The organism is Haemophilus influenzae (assembly GCF_003494325.1).
GTDB lineage: Bacteria > Pseudomonadota > Gammaproteobacteria > Enterobacterales > Pasteurellaceae > Haemophilus > Haemophilus influenzae_I.
Window position 1 is genome coordinate 328,283 of record NZ_QQIK01000001.1, and the last position, 17,313, is coordinate 345,595.

Consider the following 17,313-nt stretch of genomic DNA (forward strand, 5'->3'; position numbering starts at 1 on the left):
CGATAATGACTTAAAAAATACTTGTTTTACACCAAATAAGATAACGCCAAATATCGCTAGGCTTAGCGAAATAATCGTTGCAAGTATCATTGAGTAGTTTTTCTTTAATTATTTTCACTTTTTCAATTCACATCGGTTAAAATCTTTTTAGTCGCCACAACTTACAGGATTTTTATGCGAATTCAATGTTTCGAAAGTATTACACAAAAATACCCACAATTTCCTACCGCACTTTTGGCTAATGAGGAACCTATACAGAACGGAGAGCCTTTTATCTTATACGGCACAAAGTTGGACATAACTAAGCTAGAAAAATTTCAACAAAAGTGCGGTCAAAATTTTCAGATTTTTGATGTTTGGATGGTAGCGAAAAATATTATCGTCTTATTGAAAGGTCAATGGTTTGCTGATTTCATTAAATTTGCTCATGATGTTGAAGTGGATATTGCTAAATTAGATTTCAGCCCTAAATTGTCTCAAGCAGGGTTGTTGGTGATGGATATGGATTCTACCGCTATTCAAATTGAGTGTATTGATGAAATTGCGAAACTAGCGGGTGTTGGCGAACTTGTTTCTGCGATTACGGAAAGTGCAATGAGGGGGGAATTAGATTTCGAGCAAAGTTTGCGTTGTCGAGTGGGCACATTAAAAGGTGCGCCAGAAAGTATCTTACAGCAAGTTAGAGAGAATTTACCGTTAATGCCAGGATTAGTTGAAACGATCCAAACCTTACAAAAATATGGCTGGAAAACTGCAATTGCTTCAGGCGGATTTACTTATTTTGCGGATTATTTGAAAGCCTTATTACAGCTTGATTTTGCTGCATCAAATCAATTTGATATTGAAGATGGAAAACTCACTGGCTTAGTTAAAGGCGATGTGGTTGATGCCCAATATAAAGCTAAAACATTGCAACATTTGTTAGAGGAATACGGTATTGATTCACGACATTCTATTGCTATTGGCGATGGGGCAAATGACTTGGCAATGATGAATGTGGCAGGGCTAGGCGTTGCGTTCCACGCTAAACCTAAAGTGCAACAACAAGCGCAAATTGTGGTAAACTTCGCCAACTTAACCGCACTTTTATGCCTTTTAAGTGCTAATGATCGAATTTAATAAAACGGGAGAAGACTATGCCATCTTTTGATATTGTTTCTGAAATTACTTTACACGAAGTTCGTAATGCAGTGGAAAATGCCAACCGTGTGCTTAGCACGCGTTATGATTTTCGTGGTGTCGAAGCGGTAATTGAATTAAATGAAAAAAATGAAACGATTAAAATTACTACAGAATCTGATTTCCAACTTGAACAATTAATTGAGATTTTAATTGGATCTTGCATTAAACGTGGTATTGAGCACAGTTCTTTAGATATTCCAGCAGAAAGCGAACACCACGGTAAACTTTATAGTAAAGAAATCAAACTTAAACAGGGTATTGAAACAGAGATGGCGAAGAAAATTACTAAATTAGTAAAAGATTCTAAAATCAAAGTTCAAACTCAAATTCAAGGTGAGCAAGTGCGTGTGACAGGTAAGTCACGCGATGACTTACAAGCAGTGATTCAACTTGTAAAAAGTGCTGAATTAGGTCAGCCATTCCAATTTAATAATTTTAGAGATTAGTTTTTCAAATAAGGGCGAAATGTTGCCATAGTTTTTTGATAAAACTTGACGAACACCGCTTTCAAGCGTAACATTCGCCCGATTTTTTAACGAGAAGGACACACACTTTGGACAGTCATAGTCGATACCGAATATCGCTCTAAACGCCCGCCTTTTATTATCGGCGTGCGTTCGCCGGTAAATTTACCGTTGTTTCGGCATCTCTTAACGAAAACTTTGCGATTTTTTACCGCACTTTCGTTTCTTCTTTAATTTGTTCACTGTTAGCTGTTCATAATCCTATAAGGAGTATGAAATGATCAATGCGTTTGCTATCAATGATTCCCGCTTGGTTCGTATTGACGAAGACCAAACTGATCTCAATACTGCCATTTGGCTTGATTTACTTGAGCCAACAGGCGAAGAACGTGAAATACTACAAGAAGGCTTAGGTCAGAGCCTAGCATCTTTTCTAGAACTGGAAGATATCGAAGCTTCCGCCCGTTTCTTTGAAGATGAAGATGGTTTACACCTTCACTCATTTTTTTATTGCGAAGATGAAGACAATTATGCTGATTTAGCGAGCGTTGCTTTTACTATTCGTGATGGTCGTTTATTTACGTTGCGTGATCGCGAGCTACCAGCATTCCGTTTATATCGTATGCGTTCACGTAGCCAGCGTTTGTTAGAATGCAATTCCTATGAAGTTTTACTGGATTTATTTGAAACGAAAATTGAGCAATTAGCGGACGTGATTGAAAATATTTATGCAGATTTGGAAGAGTTAAGTCGCGTTATTTTAAATGGAAAACAAGATGAAGCCTTTGATGAAGCATTAAATACACTCACGGAACAAGAAGATACGAGCTCAAAAGTTCGTTTGTGCTTGATGGATACTCAACGTGCATTAGGTTTCTTGGTTCGCAAAACTCGCTTACCAACTAATCAGTTAGAACAAGCACGAGAAATCTTACGAGATATTGAATCTTTGCAACCGCATAATGAATCATTATTCCAAAAAGTAAACTTTTTAATGCAAGCTGCAATGGGTTACATCAATATTGAACAGAACAAAATTATGAAATTCTTCTCGGTTGTTTCTGTGATGTTCCTTCCTGCAACATTAGTCGCGTCTACTTATGGTATGAACTTTGATTTTATGCCTGAGTTACATTTTAAATATGGCTATCCAATGGCAATTGGATTAATGATCGCAGCCGCACTGACACCATATATTTATTTTAGAAGAAAAGGATGGTTATGATGGAATTATCCCAAACCGCATTATTTATCGGATCAATTATTAATCTTTATGCACTTGTATTAATCTTACGAGCTTGGTTGCAGTTTGCTCGTGTGGATTATTACAACCCTGTTTCAACATTTGCAGTCAAAATGACTGATCCAGTATTAAAACCTCTGCGTAAAATTGCGCCTACTGTGAAAAATATCGATACTTCTGCTTTACTGCTAATATTTATTATCGGTATGTTAAAAGGTATTATTTATTTTGGCTTATCAGTAAATGTACTCTTAGTATTGGGCGTATTAACTGTATTGAAAAGCATTGGTTTAGCTATTTTCTATGTGCTTTTTATTGGGGCTGTTTTAAGTTGGTTTAATCGAGGTAATAATTCTATAAGTTATGCCTTTTATCAACTCTCCGAACCACTTTTAAAACCAATCCGTCGATTCTTACCTACATTAGGAATGATTGATTTTTCTCCGATGGTCGTTGTGTTTATCTTATTGTTTTTAAACAATTTTATGCTTGATCTTCTAGGTGGACTTTGGATTATCGCTGGTTAGATATTCATATTCCTTATTTGAATATTGCTTTATAAAAATATTGAAGATTTAGTTGGTAAGAATAGTATTTTCTATTCTTACCTTTTTATTTCGTTTTTAGAGGTTTTTGATTTTTATAATTCTTATAAAAGATATAAAATTCTTTTATAAAAATAAGGGGAAGTTTATTTACATTGACATTTAAATAGCAGAATTTATTGTCCTATTACCTAAAGTACCATCATCAATCGCTTCTTTTGGCGTCCCAATAACTTCGGCGATTTTCTCTCCATTTTTAAAAAACACAAATCCACCATTTTCCATTTTTGTCCAAGATTCATTTTTGGTTAAAGGAAATGTTGTGATGATATTGACCTTATCTCCTGCTTTTGCATAATAGCTAAAATCAATTACTCCATCATCATCAATACGGTGAGCTTTGCCAAAAGGTGCTTTTCGCATAACATAATGTAAGTTTGTTGAGCAATGTGCAATCATCCACTCGCCATTAGAAAGAATGAAATTAAACGTACCGTGTTGAGCAAGTTCTTTTGTTACTTTTTGAATTGCTTCAAAAATTTCCATTTCACTTGGTTTTTTGCGGAAAGTATTTTTAAGATATTCAGCCATATAACAGAAAGCAGCTTCAGAATCTGTAGAACCTATTGGCTGTAAAAAATGATCTGTCATATCTGGTAAGTTTTTTAAATTACCATTATGCGCAAAAACCCAGTTTTGTCCCCAAATTTCACGAATGAACGGATGGGTGTTTTCAATATTGACTTCGCCTTGTGTTGCTTTACGAATATGCGCAATAACATTAAGAGATTTAATATTATATTGTTTTATACAATCTGCGATGGGGGAAAGACTGGCTGCTTGATTATCACGAAAAATACGTACACCACGTCCTTCAAAAAAAGCGATTCCAAAGCCATCTGAATGGCAATCTGTTAAACCTGCACGACGACGGAAACCTTCAAAAGAAAAAACAATATCCGTTGGCGTATTACAATTCATTCCGAGTAATTGACACATAACTTTAATTAGATATAACCTCACAATATGTGAGCGATTTAACACCATTATAGGGAGAATATCAAGAGAGATTTAATGAATTTTTATGTCGTATAGATATTAATGATAGAAATCTTATTTAATCTATTATTCTTTAAAAATCGAGATTTAACAGTCTCTTTCGGCTGATGTATTGTGGTACAAGCAAATAAACTCACAAGGAAAACAACAAGCAATGCCATCTTTAATTTATTCATAAATACAAAATTCCGAGAAATAAGAAAGCGCGTATGATAGCGAAAATTGGGACTGTGCAAGGATTGGAATGAGACTAAAAAATGCAATAAAAACTGGAAATGTAATTCCAAACACACACAGAAAAATAAAATATGGAAATTAACTTCCAATTTTTGTACACTTTTTACAAATATGAAATTAACTTCCAATGAGTAAAACTATGATCTCTCGTGAAAATTATTTACAGCAACTGATTCAATTTAAAGATACTGATTTTATCAAAGTCATCTCTGGTGTTCGTCGTTCTGGTAAATCAGTGCTACTCATGCAATACCGTGATTACCTTCAACAACAAGGAATTTCCCCTGAAAATATTCTTTACCTCAATTTTGAATCTTTTGAATATCAATGGGTGAAAGACGCTCAAGATTTCCAACAGCTGACTCAAGAAAAAATGCCGTCTTCTCAAGAGAAAATCTACTTTCTGATTGATGAAATTCAGTTTGTGGAAGGTTGGCAAAAAATCGTCAATGCGCTTCGCGTAAGTTTTAACACCGATATAGTGATTACAGGTTCCAATGCCAACTTGCTTTCCGGTGAGCTTGCGACGTTGTTAAGCGGTCGGTATGTAGAAATCAAAATTTACCCGCTTTCTTTCAAAGAATTTTTGCACGCCAAAAATGTGGATAGCCAATCAAGATTGGTCGATAAACTCTATTCGGAATATGAAAAATATGGCGGTTTCCCCAGCGTTGTGATGGCTGATGAGCCTTTAAAAGAAACGATTTTATCGGGTATTTTTGATTCCATCGTGCTAAATGATATTGCCCACCGAGCTGGAGTGAAAGACACGCATATTCTTAAAAGTGTAATTCTCTTTTTAGCGGATAACGTAGGGCAGTTGGTGAATCCAAGCAAAATTAGCAACACGCTCACGTCCGAACGTGTTCCTACTTCAAATCACACCATCAGCAAATATCTTGATCTGTTGGAAAATGCCTTTCTTTTTTATAAAGCAAAACAATACGATATTCGCGGAAAAGGCTATTTAAAAACCAATGCCAAATATTTTATTGTGGATAACGGTTTAAGACGACACGCTATCGGCAAAAAAGGTGCGAATTATGCCAATCGCCTAGAAAATATTGTCTTTATTGAATTGCTTAGACGAGGTTATACCGTAGATGTGGGCAAACTCGACAGCGAAGAAATTGATTTTATCGCCCGAAAAGCCGATGAGATTTTATATGTACAAGTCGCCTTTGAAATCCCTGAAAATACCCACGAAACCGATAATCTTTTGTATATTAAAGATAATTATAAAAAGATCTTAATTACGGGCAAATATTACGAACAAACGGAGATTGATGGGATTGAAGTAATTTATGTGGTGGATTGGTTGTTGAAATAAATCCAAAAACGTTGAAAATTTTCACCGCACTTTTTGTATTTAATGCTTATGTCGGCACGCGTTTCCTAACGTGTGCCTTGGAAATTAAATTAAAGTACGGTGAGTTTTTGAAGTATTTTTCGTAAAATTGGGCATACGCGGGGAAACGAGCGCCAACAGATTGTGCTAATAAGGAAGATAGCGCCAGCGTCCACGCAGGTGCTGTTTAATAAAAACATTGCGAATTTTACCCGTAAGCCGTTGGCAGAACCAATATTCAAAATTCTTTGGATTTTTTGACCGCACTTTTAGCTGATAGGCACAAGCGAGGACGCTTGCGCTATTATGGAGAAGAGAATTAAATTAAGTTAAATTAAATATTGGCTTTTTGTTTTAAATAATAAGAAAAATCTGGATCGATGCTTAGTAAAAAAGATAAAGTACCTTTAAACTTATCTAAACTTTCCTGATCTAATAGTCTTAAACTTGCTTTATGTGCTATAACTCTTAATTTTCTTTTTTTCTCCCTTCCGATACTTACTTTTCCAGTGTTAGAAATTACTAATCCAGTTAATGTTCTATTGTGTTTGCGTGATGTGAAAACTGTTTTTTCAGAATTTATTTCTAATTTTCTTGGGTAATTTAATTGCTCACAAATTATTTTAATTTTGTTTATTAATTTATTAAGAGTGTTTGGGGTATTTGTAGAAAAAGCGAGATCATCAGCATATCTTGTATATATAATTCCATTGTCTATACAAAATTCAGAGACTTTATTATCAAAGTTAATCATAATTATATTTGATATAAAAGGTGATGATGGAGCACCAATTGATAAATAAAGACCTTTGTTTTTAGAGGTTTTGTTTTTACAGAAAAATATATTTGTTAATAATTGTCTTTCTTCTTGTGAAAAATCGCTTGCTTTATCTTCTAAAAAATTTAAAAAATCAATATCTTTAATAGAATTGAAAAAATCTTTGAAATCTATTTTTAATAAATAGCTATTATTAGAATGTGGTAAAACAAAATCTTTTATATTTTTATTTTTTACATAGGCAATTGCTGATGGGTGAATGTTATATTTGGATAAGTATTTATTTAGAGCCCAGGATTGTAATATTTTTAGACTTTTTGTGGGTTCTGCAATTTCTCTCATACCACCATGACGCTTTTTTATGTTATATAATTTATAGCGATTTGGTGCGGAGTTTATGAAGCTTAAAATTTCTTTCTCATTTAATGGGAATTTTTCTTTTAAATCATTAATTAACATTTTTTACATAATCTCTATTTTGAATGATGCTCTTTCAAATCTTTTAGGTTTATCTGCTTGATAATTAATACAGCTTACATAATCTTTTATAGCTATACTATAAAATTTATTATTTCCAGAGTTTTTTATTGATATTAAATCTAATAAGTCTAATATTGTTATTATATTTGTTATTTCTTTATTGCTTAAATCAATTCCAAATCCTCCAATAATGTCTTGGTAGAAGGATTTTGTTTTAGATGGGAATAAATCAATAAGATCTAAAAGTAATAGTATTCTATGATGTTTGCTATCACAATTAAGTTTGATATTTGGGTTACCAACGTCAGTGATTATATTTAGAAAGTGATCTGAAATTTCTTTAAATAATTTATCTAGTTCTTTAGCAGAGTACAAATGAAAAAATTCCTTTTCTAAACTCCAGATATTTGTTAGATCTTCAGATAATTCGTGTTCTCTAATTTTCTTTATTGCACCATAATTGAAAAAGCTAAAATTTTCCTCCTTAATATATTTCTCAGGAGCTATAATTAATATATTCTTATGTAACTCTGTAATATTAGAAAACATACCAATTTCTGTATGGGCTCCAATACTTTCAGAAAAAATTATTATACCTTGGGATATAGAAGCAATATCTAGCTCAAAATCAACCAAATTTGAGTATTTATTAAAATTTAACCATTCTGGGTAGAATTCAGGAACAGTTAGGCTATCAACGATATCATGCTCGATAATTTTACTCCATTGCATAAAGCCTGCTCGAAATGAATTAAGTCCCTCATAAGGGGAAAATTCTTCATGATTAGGATTTAATTTATCTTTGATTTGTTCTATTCTTTTTATAAGTTCTGCTCCAGAACCAAAAACCCAGATAAAAGGTAATTTATATTTTATCTGGGTTTTATTAGGATTAATTAACTCAAAAAAGTATTTCTTAAGATTTTGCATTTATTGCACTAACTACCTAAATAAGCGAGATAAAGGAAAAATTTCCGATTGGCGAGGCTGGCGGAAATTTTTCCTTTATCTCGCCACAATTGGAAACAATTAATATTCAGTCTGGCGATTCGCCCGACAATAGATAGAATTTTCTACCAAAACGCGTAATTAGCGTTGTTATTATAGTTCTAAATATAGAGTGAGAAAAGTTTTATTTACTTCATCGCCACACCCAACCACTTCATCATCTCTCTCTCATCCCAACCTTTACGTTTGGCATAATCTTGAGCTTGGTCTTCATCAATGCGACCTAAGGTGAAATAGTTACTTGCAGGGAGGGTGAAGTACCAACCGCAGACGGAGGCTGCAGGCCACATGGCGTAGCTTTCGGTGAGTTTCATGCCGATGCGTTGTTCTACTTCTAATAAATCCCAAATCAAGGCTTTTTCCGTGTGTTCCGGGCAGCTTGGATAACCCGGTGCAGGTCGGATGCCAACATAATTTTCATTAATTAACCCTTGGTTGTCAAATTCCTCTTGCGTGTAGCCCCAAATGCGGGTGCGAAGCTCAAAGTGCAGGTATTCTGCCATGGCTTCAGCGAGGCGATCGCCCACAGCTTGTAGCAAGATGGCGTTGTAGTCATCGCCTGCCGCTTTATAGCCTTCCACTAACGCCATTTCTTCAATACCAGCGCAAACAGTAAACATGCCGAACCAGTCTTTTTTGCCGCTTTCGCGATCGGCAATAAAGTCACTTAGGGCAAAGTTAAACGGACTTTTGCTGTTTTTGCCCCGTTCGGTTTGTTGGCGTAAGCCGTAAGCGGTGCCAATGGTTTGCGTGCGTTCTTCATCAGAGAAAAGCACCACATCATCGCCTACGCGCTCCGCAGGGAAAATGCCTAAAATACCGCTTGGGTTGAGTTTGTGGTTTTGTTCTAATTCATCCAATACCACTTGTGCATCGTTCCATACTTTGCGAGCTTCTTCGCCGCCTTCAGGATAGTCAAAGGCATCAGGGTAGCCGCCCATCAAGCCCCAAATGCGGAAGAATGGCGACCAGTCGATGAATTTGCGTAATTCAGCAATCGGTACGTTTTTAAATTCTACAATGCCGGTTTGATTTGGTTTTGGCGTTGGTGGCACGTAATCTGCCCATTCACCACTAAAGCCACTTAATGCGATGATATCCGCTTTTTCATCAATAGCAGTTTGAATGATTTTGTCTGCCTGCACCATCACGCCTAAGTCGATCACTTCAAAGTTATTACATTGCATCACCATGCTCACGATGTTTTTACCGATGTCGTGCACATCACCTTTTACGGTTGCAATCACCACTTTACCGTTGCTTGAACCTTTTTGTTTGGTTGCATTATAAATGGTTTTAAATACGCCACAGATTGTTTCATCACGCGCGCCGATTTTACCACTTGCGGCAGGAACATTTTACCATCGCCGAATAAATCGCCGACTACGTCCATGCCAGCCATCAACGGGCCTTCAATCACATCTAATGGGCTTGGTAATGTTTGGCAAGTGGTAATCCCTTTCACAAGGGCGTGTTTTAAAAGTTCTCCCACTGGCCAAGTGCGCCATTCTGCGACAGAATCGACCGCACTTTTCTTAAACTTCTCGCCTCTAAAATCGGCTTAGGTGAGTTTATATTTTTGGATCATCGTCCCCATCGCACCGTCTAAAATGAGAATGCGATTTTCTAGAGCTTGTTTAAGTTGAGCGGTTTTATTCACCGTAATTATTTTGTTCTGTAAATCTTAAATAAATAACTACGGAATAATAGGTGTAAGGGCTAGGGGTGTCAAATGTTAGAAGGAAAGTGCGGTGGAAAATTAAGGTTTTTTTATTTAAGTGTAATGGCTGCGACAAAACAGGTAATTTTACATTCTCCGCACCCATTGCAACGTTCATTATCAATCTCTAAAGTGCTGGAGATTGCTTGTTGTGGGCAAGCGGTTTGGCAGTCTGGACAGGTTTGATTTTGTAGGATTAAACAGGCTGAGGAAAATTGTGGACGAAGTAATGTATCTGCTGGAAAATTAGGATGTAGTGCATTTGTCGGACAAACTTCTGCGCATTTACCACACAAATCACAAGGTGCGTAGTCAATTTCAAGGATGGCTTGTTGCTGTTTTAGTTGAATTAAACCATTAGGGCAAACTGAAGCGCATTCCCCACAACCATTGCAGACGGCGGAAAATAAATCTTCTCGTGCTGAAAAGGGAGGACGAGACTGCGTTTTTTCTATTGTTGATTTTGTAGCTGGAAATACATGACGCAATAGTCCTCTACGAGAAATGTGATGGTGGCTTAAATAAGCCTGATAATAGGCTTCGTTTTTCATTATCGATAAAATCTTACTGTTGGTACATTAATATGTAAATCTACTTGCCATTGTTGTAAAGTTTTTATGGTAAGTAATGCAAGAGCTTGATAAAAATCAGAATTTTCTATTTTGCTTAGTTGTTCAAGGAAATGATACGCCCAAGTTAAGAAGTGTTCACGTAGAAATTTGATTAATAAGTGCGGTCGATTTTCTGCTAAATATGCAGCAAGCATTAGCATTAAGCCAATATGATCTTCTGGTTCATCTTGTTGTGTTTGAAATGCGATTTGATGTTGTTGTAAGAAATCGCGTAATGCTAAGAGAGAATTACCAAAAATAACACATTCAGGATCAAGATATACAGATCCCCAAGGTGGCGTAGGTAATTCATTTGGACCAATAAATAAATACTGATATTGTTCAGTGATATTTTGTTGCAGCCCTTTTTCAATAAGTGCGGTAATTTTTTTATGTGTTTTTACATCAAATGAAATTTCCCATTCTTGCATCCAATTTGGTTGGCGAAAGAATGTCAAAATATCAGTAAGTCGTGCATCATTAGGCTCATAGTAAAATACTGCACCGAGTAAACGCCCATAAATAGAAATTTGTTGAAGAGTATTTTGCATAGTATCTCCGAAAACAATTTGTCATTAGTGAATGGGGATATGAGGGGTGGTTAAATATTACTAATTAACGTTTCTAAAAATTGAGGCGTATGCTATACGCCTCAACATAATTTAACCACCAATCGCCATACCGTAAGTCATATGTAATCCATAAAATAATACGCGACCGATGCCTTCAGCTACTAACGTTAATAGAACGGAAATACCTAATAGTCCTATGTTTTTCACTCGGAATAAGAGGAAAGCTACAATGGAAAGTAAACATAAGCGAGTTACGGTCATTATGGCATAATTTGGTACGAGGTCAGCGGCATTTTGAATAGCACTGTGAATATTGTGTAAATTGAAGCCTTGATATATGGCTACTATTGCGACCAATGATACCCCAATGGCGAATAAACTTGGCAGATGCTGAAGCTGATATTCACGTTGTTTATTAGGGATTAATAACGCATAGCTCAATGTTAATCCACCTAATACAACGGTAAGGTAGAATGACCAGGAGGTTAATGCATTATTCCAAGTTGGTATGCTTGTAATATGGTAAACCTGATTCATTACATACATAAATAGTATGCCGATAAGGGCGGTCACAATTCGCCATACATCTCCAAGTGAAACTGGCATTTTACCTAAAATTGCAATCAGCCAGTAGAAACCTGCTAATGTGAAAAATATTGCACCAGCGGCAATTTCATTACTCATCATTGATGAGCCGACTCGATTAAGTGAATTAAATGCACGTATAGGTAAGCCAAGATGCATAATAGAAGCAATAAATCCAATACCTAGCAAAGCCAAAATCACAAACATTACTTTATGAATATAAGTGCGACTTTTTGTATTTTTCTCATTTAATAGTACAAATGTGAAAACAAGCCAAGCACCGACCGCACTTTGTGCCAAAACTGTAAAAAATACTAATGGCAGTTCATATAATCCTGTATTCATCTTACACCTCTCTTGGGTTTCCTAAGAACCCACTTGTATCGCCACTTAAACGAGCGTATTTATTGGGTTTTACCACTAAATTTGGTTGAGTGATATCAGCCGGTGGTAGTGGTGCGATGGAGGCTTGTGTGCCATATTTTGTTCGAAGTTCATCAATAGGAGCGAAATCCAACGCTCGTAGTGGGCAGGCATCAACACAAATCGGTTTTTGACCTGATTTTACGCGAGAATAACATCCATCACATTTTGTCATATGGCCTTTTTGTGCATCATATTGCGGTGCATCATAAGGACACGCCATATGACAATAACGACAACCGATACAAATTTCTTCATTGACGATCACGAAACCATCTGCATTTTTTTGCATTGCACCAGTTGGGCAAACTTTTGTACAAGCAGGATCTGCACAATGATTACAAGAAATAGACATATAATAAGCAAATATATTTTGATGCCAGCATCCATCTGCTTGTTGATTCCACTGACCACCTGTATATTCATAAATACGACGAAAATTGACTTCTGTGCCAAGATCTTTGTAATCCTTACAGGCTAATTCACAAGTTTTACAGCCTGTGCAGCGTTCAGAATCAAAATAAAAACCATATTGTTCCATAATTATCCCCCTACAAACGTTCCACTTGAACTAAATTAGAATGTTGCGGATTACCTTTCGCAAGCGGTGATGGGCGTTGTGTCGTAAGTACATTAATGCAACCTGAATGATCGATACGATCTTTATCTGGTGCATACCAAGCCCCCTCGCTTAATGCCACAACCCCTGGAATAATACGGGGGGTAATTTTTACATTAATACGTACTTCGCCTCGATCATTAAAGATACGAATCATATCGCCATTTTTAATATTACGAGGTTCTGCATCAATAGGATTCATCCAAACTTCTTGTGGATTAGCTGCTTTTAATACATCCACATTGCCATAAGTTGAATGGGTTCTCGCTTTATAGTGAAAACCACTTAGTTGTAACGGATATTTTTCCATTAATGGATCACCGTAATGCTCAAAACTTTGGGCATGAATAGGTAAGGGATGAATCACTTCATCTTCTGCTAATTTCCAAGTTTTTGCTATTTCAGCTAGACGAGAAGAATAAATTTCAATTTTGCCAGATGGCGTTTTAAGTGGATGGGCTTCTGGATTATCACGGAAATCTTTGTATGCAACTTTAAAGCCATTAGGATCAACCTTTTTAAAAATACCTTGTTGTCTAAATTCTTCAAAAGTAGGTAATTCAGGTAATTTTTCTCGAGATTGCTCATAAATATGGCGTAACCATTCCTCTTGTGTTCTTCCTTCAGTAAATTTTTCTTTTACGCCCATTTTCTCAGCTAAATCACTCAACATATCGTAAATAGGTCTACATTCAAAAGATGGTTTGATCACTTGATCTGCAAAAATGACATATGCCATATTGGATACAAAGGCATCTAAAGCGAAATCCATTTGTTCTGAAGTTGTACAATCTGGTAATAAAATATCACTGTATTTGGCAGTAGATGTCATATGATTATCAATAGTAATGATCATTTCACATTGGGTATCATCTTGTAAAATATCGTGGGTACGATTGATTTGTGCATGCTGATTAATCAAACAGTTACTTGCGTAATTCCAAATTACTTTAATGGGGGAAGATAATTTATCAACACCACGAATACCATCTGTAAGTGCGGTCATTTCTGTGCCTCGAATAATTGCATCTGTCCATAAAAACATTGGAATGCTTGCTTTCACGGGATTTTTCAGCGTAGGCATCCGCACAAATGGAATGCTGTACGCACTTTCACGTGCACCAGTGTTACCGCCGTGAATTCCAACATTACCCGTTAAGATTGGTAACATCGCAATGGCACGAGAGATTAATTCTCCATTACTACGACGTTGAGGCCCCCAACCTTGGGAAATAAAGGCGGGTTTTGTACTGCCAATTTCACGTGCGAGTTTAATAATTCTCTCCGCTGGAATACCAGTGATTTTAGCCGCCCATTCAGGGGTTTTAGCGATACCATCATCACCATAACCTAAAATATAGGCTTTATAATGACCATTTTTAGGGGCGTCAGCGGGTAATGTTTTTTCATCATAACCAACACAATATTTATCTAAGAAAGGTTGATCCACGAGATTTTCTTGAATCATTACATAAGCAAGAGCCGAAACAAGGGCTGCATCAGTACCAGGACGAATTGGGATCCACTCATCTTCACGCCCTGCACCAGTATCATTATAACGAGGATCGATAATAATCATTTTGGCATTGGAACGAGCTTTGGCTTGTTCAATACAATAAGTTAAACCACCTCCACTCATACGAGTTTCTGCAGGATTATTACCGAATAACACTATTAATTTGGTGTTTTCAATGTCAGCCATTCCATTTCCCAATGCCCAACCACCACCATAGGTATAATCTAAACCGACTGCAATTTGTGCGGTGCTGTAATCACCATAATGGTTTAAATATCCACCAATACAATTCATAAAACGAGCGATCATAGTGGATGCAGGTGGCCAAGATTTAGCCATTGTGCCACCGAGTGTTCCCGTACCATAGTTTAAATAAATTGATTCATTGCCATATTTTTTGATATTGCGTTTCAATGCGTCTGCAATTTCAGTTAAAGCCTCATCCCAACTGATTCGTTTGAATTTACCTTCTCCGCGTTTACCTATACGTTTCATTGGATATTTTAAACGGTCTGGGTTATACACCCGACGACGCATAGAACGTCCACGTAGACAAGCACGAACCTGATGATCAAGATTATATGTTTCTGTCCCCGTATTATCGGTTTCCACATAAGTGATTCGGTTATCTTTTACGTGCATTCGTAATGGACAACGGCTACCACAGTTTACTGTACAAGCACTCCAAACAATACGTTCCTGGCTATTTTCATTGAGGTATTGTGTCTCTTTAGCCATTACATTGAAAGGTAAAGTAAGATTTGAAACTGCCAGTGCAGCTCCCGCAGATGACGCCTTGACAAAATCTCGGCGACTTATTTGATTAAAGTTACTCATAATATCGTCCCCCACAGTAAGATCGAGTAATAACTAAAACGAGTTAATTATAATCTTTGTATAGAAGTTTTACTTGAGCCAAATCAACTAATTATTAATAGGTACATTATTTATAGGGTATTTTAGTAGGTTGATGTTTTTATAAATTTTGGAATAACAAATTGACTATAGATTTAAAAATCCGTTAGCATAGTGGCGTATTAGTTTATCTAATATGTTAAGTTTAACTATTATTAACTAGAGGCTCTTTTCATGAAGAAACTTATTGCGGTTTCGGTGCTTTCTGTGTGTGGCTCGTTAGCTCATGCAAACACCAATATTCCAAACTACAATACAGATACCCATCTTTACGAATTCACTCAAACCTACGATTTGGTCGCGCTAAAAGGCTCGCAAGGACAAATCAATTTATGGGTTCCATTACCATTTAATGGAGAATACCAACAAGTGAAATCGATTCACTTTGAAGGTAATTACATGAATGCCTATGTAACAGAAAACAATAAATACGGAGCGAAAACCTTATTTGCCACTTGGGATAAAGATGCACAAAAACGTGATTTAAAAGTCACTATGGTCATTGAAACAAAAGACCGTGAACCGATGGTGAAAGGTGCTTTAGAGAATTATACTCCGCCAAAAGATATTCAGTATTCAGTGGATGTACAAGAGTACTTAAAAACTACTCCACATATTAAAACTGATGGCATAGTGAAAGAATTTGCTGACAAAATCGTAGGTAAAGAAACTAATCCATTGAAAAAAGCAGAACTTATTCACCATTGGATCGTAAAAAATATGGAACGTGATAATTCTGTATTAGGTTGTGGCGACGGCGATGTAGAAAAAATTCTTACCACTGGCGTATTAAAAGGTAAATGTACCGATATTAACTCTGTATTTGTGGCACTTGCTCGTGCGGCAGACATCCCTGCTCGTGAAATTTTTGGTATTCGCTTAGGTGCGGCAGAGAAAATGGGCAAATATTCCAAAGGTGCTTTCGGTAGTGCGAATGAACAAGGCATCGCAAACGTAAGTGGTGGCCAACACTGTCGAGCTGAATTCTACCTTGCAGGTTTTGGTTGGGTACCAGTTGATTCCGCAGACGTTGCCAAAATGCGTTTAGCAGAGAAAAAATCTGTTGAAGATAAAGATACACAAGCCGTAGCAAAATATTTGTTTGGTAACTGGGAAGCAAACTGGGTTGGATTTAATCATGCCCGTGACTTCGATTTATATCCACAACCAGAACTGGCTCCAATCAATAACTTCGGCTATCCGTATGCTGAAGTGGGTGGCGATCCGTTAAATTCCTTTGATCCAAAAGAATTTAAATATGACTACGTCTCTAAAAAACTCTAATAAATCCTTTTGGGTTGCCATAGCCACCGCACTTAGTGCCGCGGTGGCGTCAACTTTATGCTGTATTGTGCCATTAATCTATTTAGTATTTGGTGTCTCGTCCACTTGGTTGATTGGCTTGGGCGAATATGATTATTTGCGTATTCCCATGCTCATAATTTCATTATGCGCCTTTGCCTATGGATTTTGGCTGTTGATGTTTTCCAAAAAAATCATTTGTAGCAAATATATTTCCCGTAAAAAACTCATCGTTTTATATTGGATTGTATTTATCGTGATGATTTTTTTCTTAACCTATCCAACAATTTTGCCTTGGATTTTAGAGTTAGCTAATTAGGAATAAAAATGAAGAAATTATGTACCGCACTTTTGCTTTCGCTGTTTGCAATTTCTTTCGCTCATGCGAATGAAACCAAACAAATTGTGCTAAAAGTAAAAGAAATGAATTGCCAGCTTTGCGCTTACTTAGTCAATAAAGAACTGCGTAATATCGATGGCGTTATTTCAACAAAAGCATCTATTAAAGATGGTTTAGTGACGGTTGTGGAAGATCCAAAAGTCACAAACCAGCAATTATTCGATGCGATTCACAAGCTGAAATATACTGCTGAAGTCGTGAATTAAACGCTAAATATCTAGCAAAAAAGTGCGGTGAAATTTACCGCACTTTTCTTTAGCTATTAAATTAGACTAATTTTTTAATTAGTTTGATTACAGTGCAATT

At 36.3% G+C, this 17,313-nt stretch carries 16 protein-coding genes and 1 pseudogene; 8 read left to right on the forward strand and 9 right to left on the reverse strand.

Going from position 1 to position 17,313, the window contains the following annotated elements:
- The first annotated feature begins 174 nt into the window (after positions 1-174).
- From serB to DV356_RS01690, 4 genes are all read left to right on the forward strand, one after another.
- Entirely contained in the window at positions 175-1,119 is a 945-nt protein-coding gene (gene serB / locus DV356_RS01675) for a phosphoserine phosphatase (RefSeq protein ID WP_105880489.1), read from the forward strand.
- 17 nt (positions 1,120-1,136) lie between these two features.
- Complete coding sequence (locus DV356_RS01680; protein WP_005651674.1) at positions 1,137-1,628, forward strand: YajQ family cyclic di-GMP-binding protein; 492 nt, start codon at positions 1,137-1,139, stop codon at positions 1,626-1,628.
- A gap of 295 nt (positions 1,629-1,923) precedes the next feature.
- Complete coding sequence (corA, locus tag DV356_RS01685) at positions 1,924-2,871, forward strand: magnesium/cobalt transporter CorA (RefSeq protein WP_005655990.1); 948 nt, start codon at positions 1,924-1,926, stop codon at positions 2,869-2,871.
- Positions 2,871-3,416, forward strand: a complete 546-nt coding sequence (locus DV356_RS01690) for a YggT family protein (protein ID WP_105880491.1) — start codon at positions 2,871-2,873, stop codon at positions 3,414-3,416. The genes corA and DV356_RS01690 overlap by 1 nt, the downstream gene beginning before the upstream one ends.
- Positions 3,417-3,596: 180 nt before the next feature.
- Here the strand turns inward: DV356_RS01690 and DV356_RS01695 are convergent, their stop codons facing one another.
- Positions 3,597-4,433 (reverse strand): class II glutamine amidotransferase, encoded by an 837-nt coding sequence (locus DV356_RS01695; protein WP_005647819.1) that lies wholly within the window; start codon positions 4,431-4,433, stop codon positions 3,597-3,599.
- A 424-nt stretch (positions 4,434-4,857) separates the two neighbouring features.
- Between DV356_RS01695 and DV356_RS01700 the strand changes: the two genes are divergently transcribed.
- Positions 4,858-6,060 carry an ATP-binding protein gene (locus DV356_RS01700; RefSeq protein WP_105880492.1) on the forward strand — a complete coding sequence of 401 codons (1,203 nt, stop codon included), beginning with the start codon at positions 4,858-4,860 and terminating at the stop codon, positions 6,058-6,060.
- Positions 6,061-6,412: 352 nt separating this feature from the next.
- Here the strand turns inward: DV356_RS01700 and DV356_RS01705 are convergent, their stop codons facing one another.
- The 8 genes and pseudogenes from DV356_RS01705 to DV356_RS01745 all read right to left on the reverse strand — a co-directional run bounded on the left by DV356_RS01705 (position 6,413) and on the right by DV356_RS01745 (position 15,227).
- Entirely contained in the window at positions 6,413-7,315 is a 903-nt protein-coding gene (locus DV356_RS01705) for a retron St85 family RNA-directed DNA polymerase (RefSeq protein WP_105880493.1), read from the reverse strand.
- A 3-nt stretch (positions 7,316-7,318) separates the two neighbouring features.
- Entirely contained in the window at positions 7,319-8,266 is a 948-nt protein-coding gene (locus DV356_RS01710) for a retron St85 family effector protein (protein WP_105882461.1), read from the reverse strand.
- Positions 8,267-8,472: 206 nt separating this feature from the next.
- Positions 8,473-9,899: pseudogene (locus DV356_RS01715) on the reverse strand (vitamin B12 dependent-methionine synthase activation domain-containing protein); the annotation flags it as partial.
- A gap of 215 nt (positions 9,900-10,114) precedes the next feature.
- A complete protein-coding gene (gene napF, locus DV356_RS01725; RefSeq protein WP_105880582.1) occupies positions 10,115-10,615 on the reverse strand; it encodes a ferredoxin-type protein NapF in 501 nt (166 codons plus the stop codon).
- Entirely contained in the window at positions 10,615-11,226 is a 612-nt protein-coding gene (gene dmsD, locus DV356_RS01730; RefSeq protein WP_005662894.1) for a Tat proofreading chaperone DmsD, read from the reverse strand. Before dmsD ends, napF begins: the two co-directional genes overlap by 1 nt.
- Before the next feature lie 111 nt (positions 11,227-11,337).
- Positions 11,338-12,177 carry a dimethyl sulfoxide reductase anchor subunit family protein gene (locus DV356_RS01735; RefSeq protein WP_105880581.1) on the reverse strand — a complete coding sequence of 280 codons (840 nt, stop codon included), beginning with the start codon at positions 12,175-12,177 and terminating at the stop codon, positions 11,338-11,340.
- Position 12,178: 1 nt separating this feature from the next.
- Positions 12,179-12,796: a DMSO/selenate family reductase complex B subunit gene (locus DV356_RS01740; RefSeq protein WP_105880580.1), complete on the reverse strand. Its 618-nt coding sequence runs from the start codon at positions 12,794-12,796 to the stop codon at positions 12,179-12,181.
- 10 nt (positions 12,797-12,806) lie between these two features.
- Entirely contained in the window at positions 12,807-15,227 is a 2,421-nt protein-coding gene (locus DV356_RS01745) for a DMSO/selenate family reductase complex A subunit (RefSeq protein ID WP_118806434.1), read from the reverse strand.
- Positions 15,228-15,479: 252 nt separating this feature from the next.
- Here DV356_RS01745 and DV356_RS01750 point away from each other — a divergent pair, with 252 nt between their 5' ends.
- The 3 genes from DV356_RS01750 to DV356_RS01760 are packed head-to-tail and all read left to right on the forward strand — an operon-like array spanning position 15,480 to position 17,213.
- Positions 15,480-16,589, forward strand: coding sequence for a transglutaminase-like domain-containing protein (locus DV356_RS01750; protein ID WP_118806435.1), 1,110 nt, complete (start codon positions 15,480-15,482; stop codon positions 16,587-16,589).
- A complete protein-coding gene (locus DV356_RS01755) occupies positions 16,564-16,926 on the forward strand; it encodes a membrane protein (RefSeq protein WP_048955094.1) in 363 nt (120 codons plus the stop codon). Before DV356_RS01750 ends, DV356_RS01755 begins: the two co-directional genes overlap by 26 nt.
- Before the next feature lie 8 nt (positions 16,927-16,934).
- Positions 16,935-17,213 (forward strand): heavy-metal-associated domain-containing protein, encoded by a 279-nt coding sequence (locus tag DV356_RS01760; protein WP_005651690.1) that lies wholly within the window; start codon positions 16,935-16,937, stop codon positions 17,211-17,213.
- Positions 17,214-17,313: the final 100 nt, after the last annotated feature.

Coding starts and splice junctions, on each gene's coding strand:
- serB (WP_105880489.1), top strand. CDS start 175: ATGCGAATTCAATGTTTCGAAAGTATTACACAAAAATACCCACAATTT.
- DV356_RS01700 (WP_105880492.1), top strand. CDS start 4,858: ATGAGTAAAACTATGATCTCTCGTGAAAATTATTTACAGCAACTGATT.
- dmsD (WP_005662894.1), bottom strand. CDS start 11,226: ATGCAAAATACTCTTCAACAAATTTCTATTTATGGGCGTTTACTCGGT.
- DV356_RS01680 (WP_005651674.1), top strand. CDS start 1,137: ATGCCATCTTTTGATATTGTTTCTGAAATTACTTTACACGAAGTTCGT.
- DV356_RS01735 (WP_105880581.1), bottom strand. CDS start 12,177: ATGAATACAGGATTATATGAACTGCCATTAGTATTTTTTACAGTTTTG.
- napF (WP_105880582.1), bottom strand. CDS start 10,615: ATGAAAAACGAAGCCTATTATCAGGCTTATTTAAGCCACCATCACATT.
- DV356_RS01695 (WP_005647819.1), bottom strand. CDS start 4,433: ATGTGTCAATTACTCGGAATGAATTGTAATACGCCAACGGATATTGTT.
- DV356_RS01750 (WP_118806435.1), top strand. CDS start 15,480: ATGAAGAAACTTATTGCGGTTTCGGTGCTTTCTGTGTGTGGCTCGTTA.
- corA (WP_005655990.1), top strand. CDS start 1,924: ATGATCAATGCGTTTGCTATCAATGATTCCCGCTTGGTTCGTATTGAC.
- DV356_RS01710 (WP_105882461.1), bottom strand. CDS start 8,266: ATGCAAAATCTTAAGAAATACTTTTTTGAGTTAATTAATCCTAATAAA.
- DV356_RS01760 (WP_005651690.1), top strand. CDS start 16,935: ATGAAGAAATTATGTACCGCACTTTTGCTTTCGCTGTTTGCAATTTCT.
- DV356_RS01740 (WP_105880580.1), bottom strand. CDS start 12,796: ATGGAACAATATGGTTTTTATTTTGATTCTGAACGCTGCACAGGCTGT.
- DV356_RS01690 (WP_105880491.1), top strand. CDS start 2,871: ATGGAATTATCCCAAACCGCATTATTTATCGGATCAATTATTAATCTT.
- DV356_RS01755 (WP_048955094.1), top strand. CDS start 16,564: ATGACTACGTCTCTAAAAAACTCTAATAAATCCTTTTGGGTTGCCATA.
- DV356_RS01745 (WP_118806434.1), bottom strand. CDS start 15,227: ATGAGTAACTTTAATCAAATAAGTCGCCGAGATTTTGTCAAGGCGTCA.
- DV356_RS01705 (WP_105880493.1), bottom strand. CDS start 7,315: ATGTTAATTAATGATTTAAAAGAAAAATTCCCATTAAATGAGAAAGAA.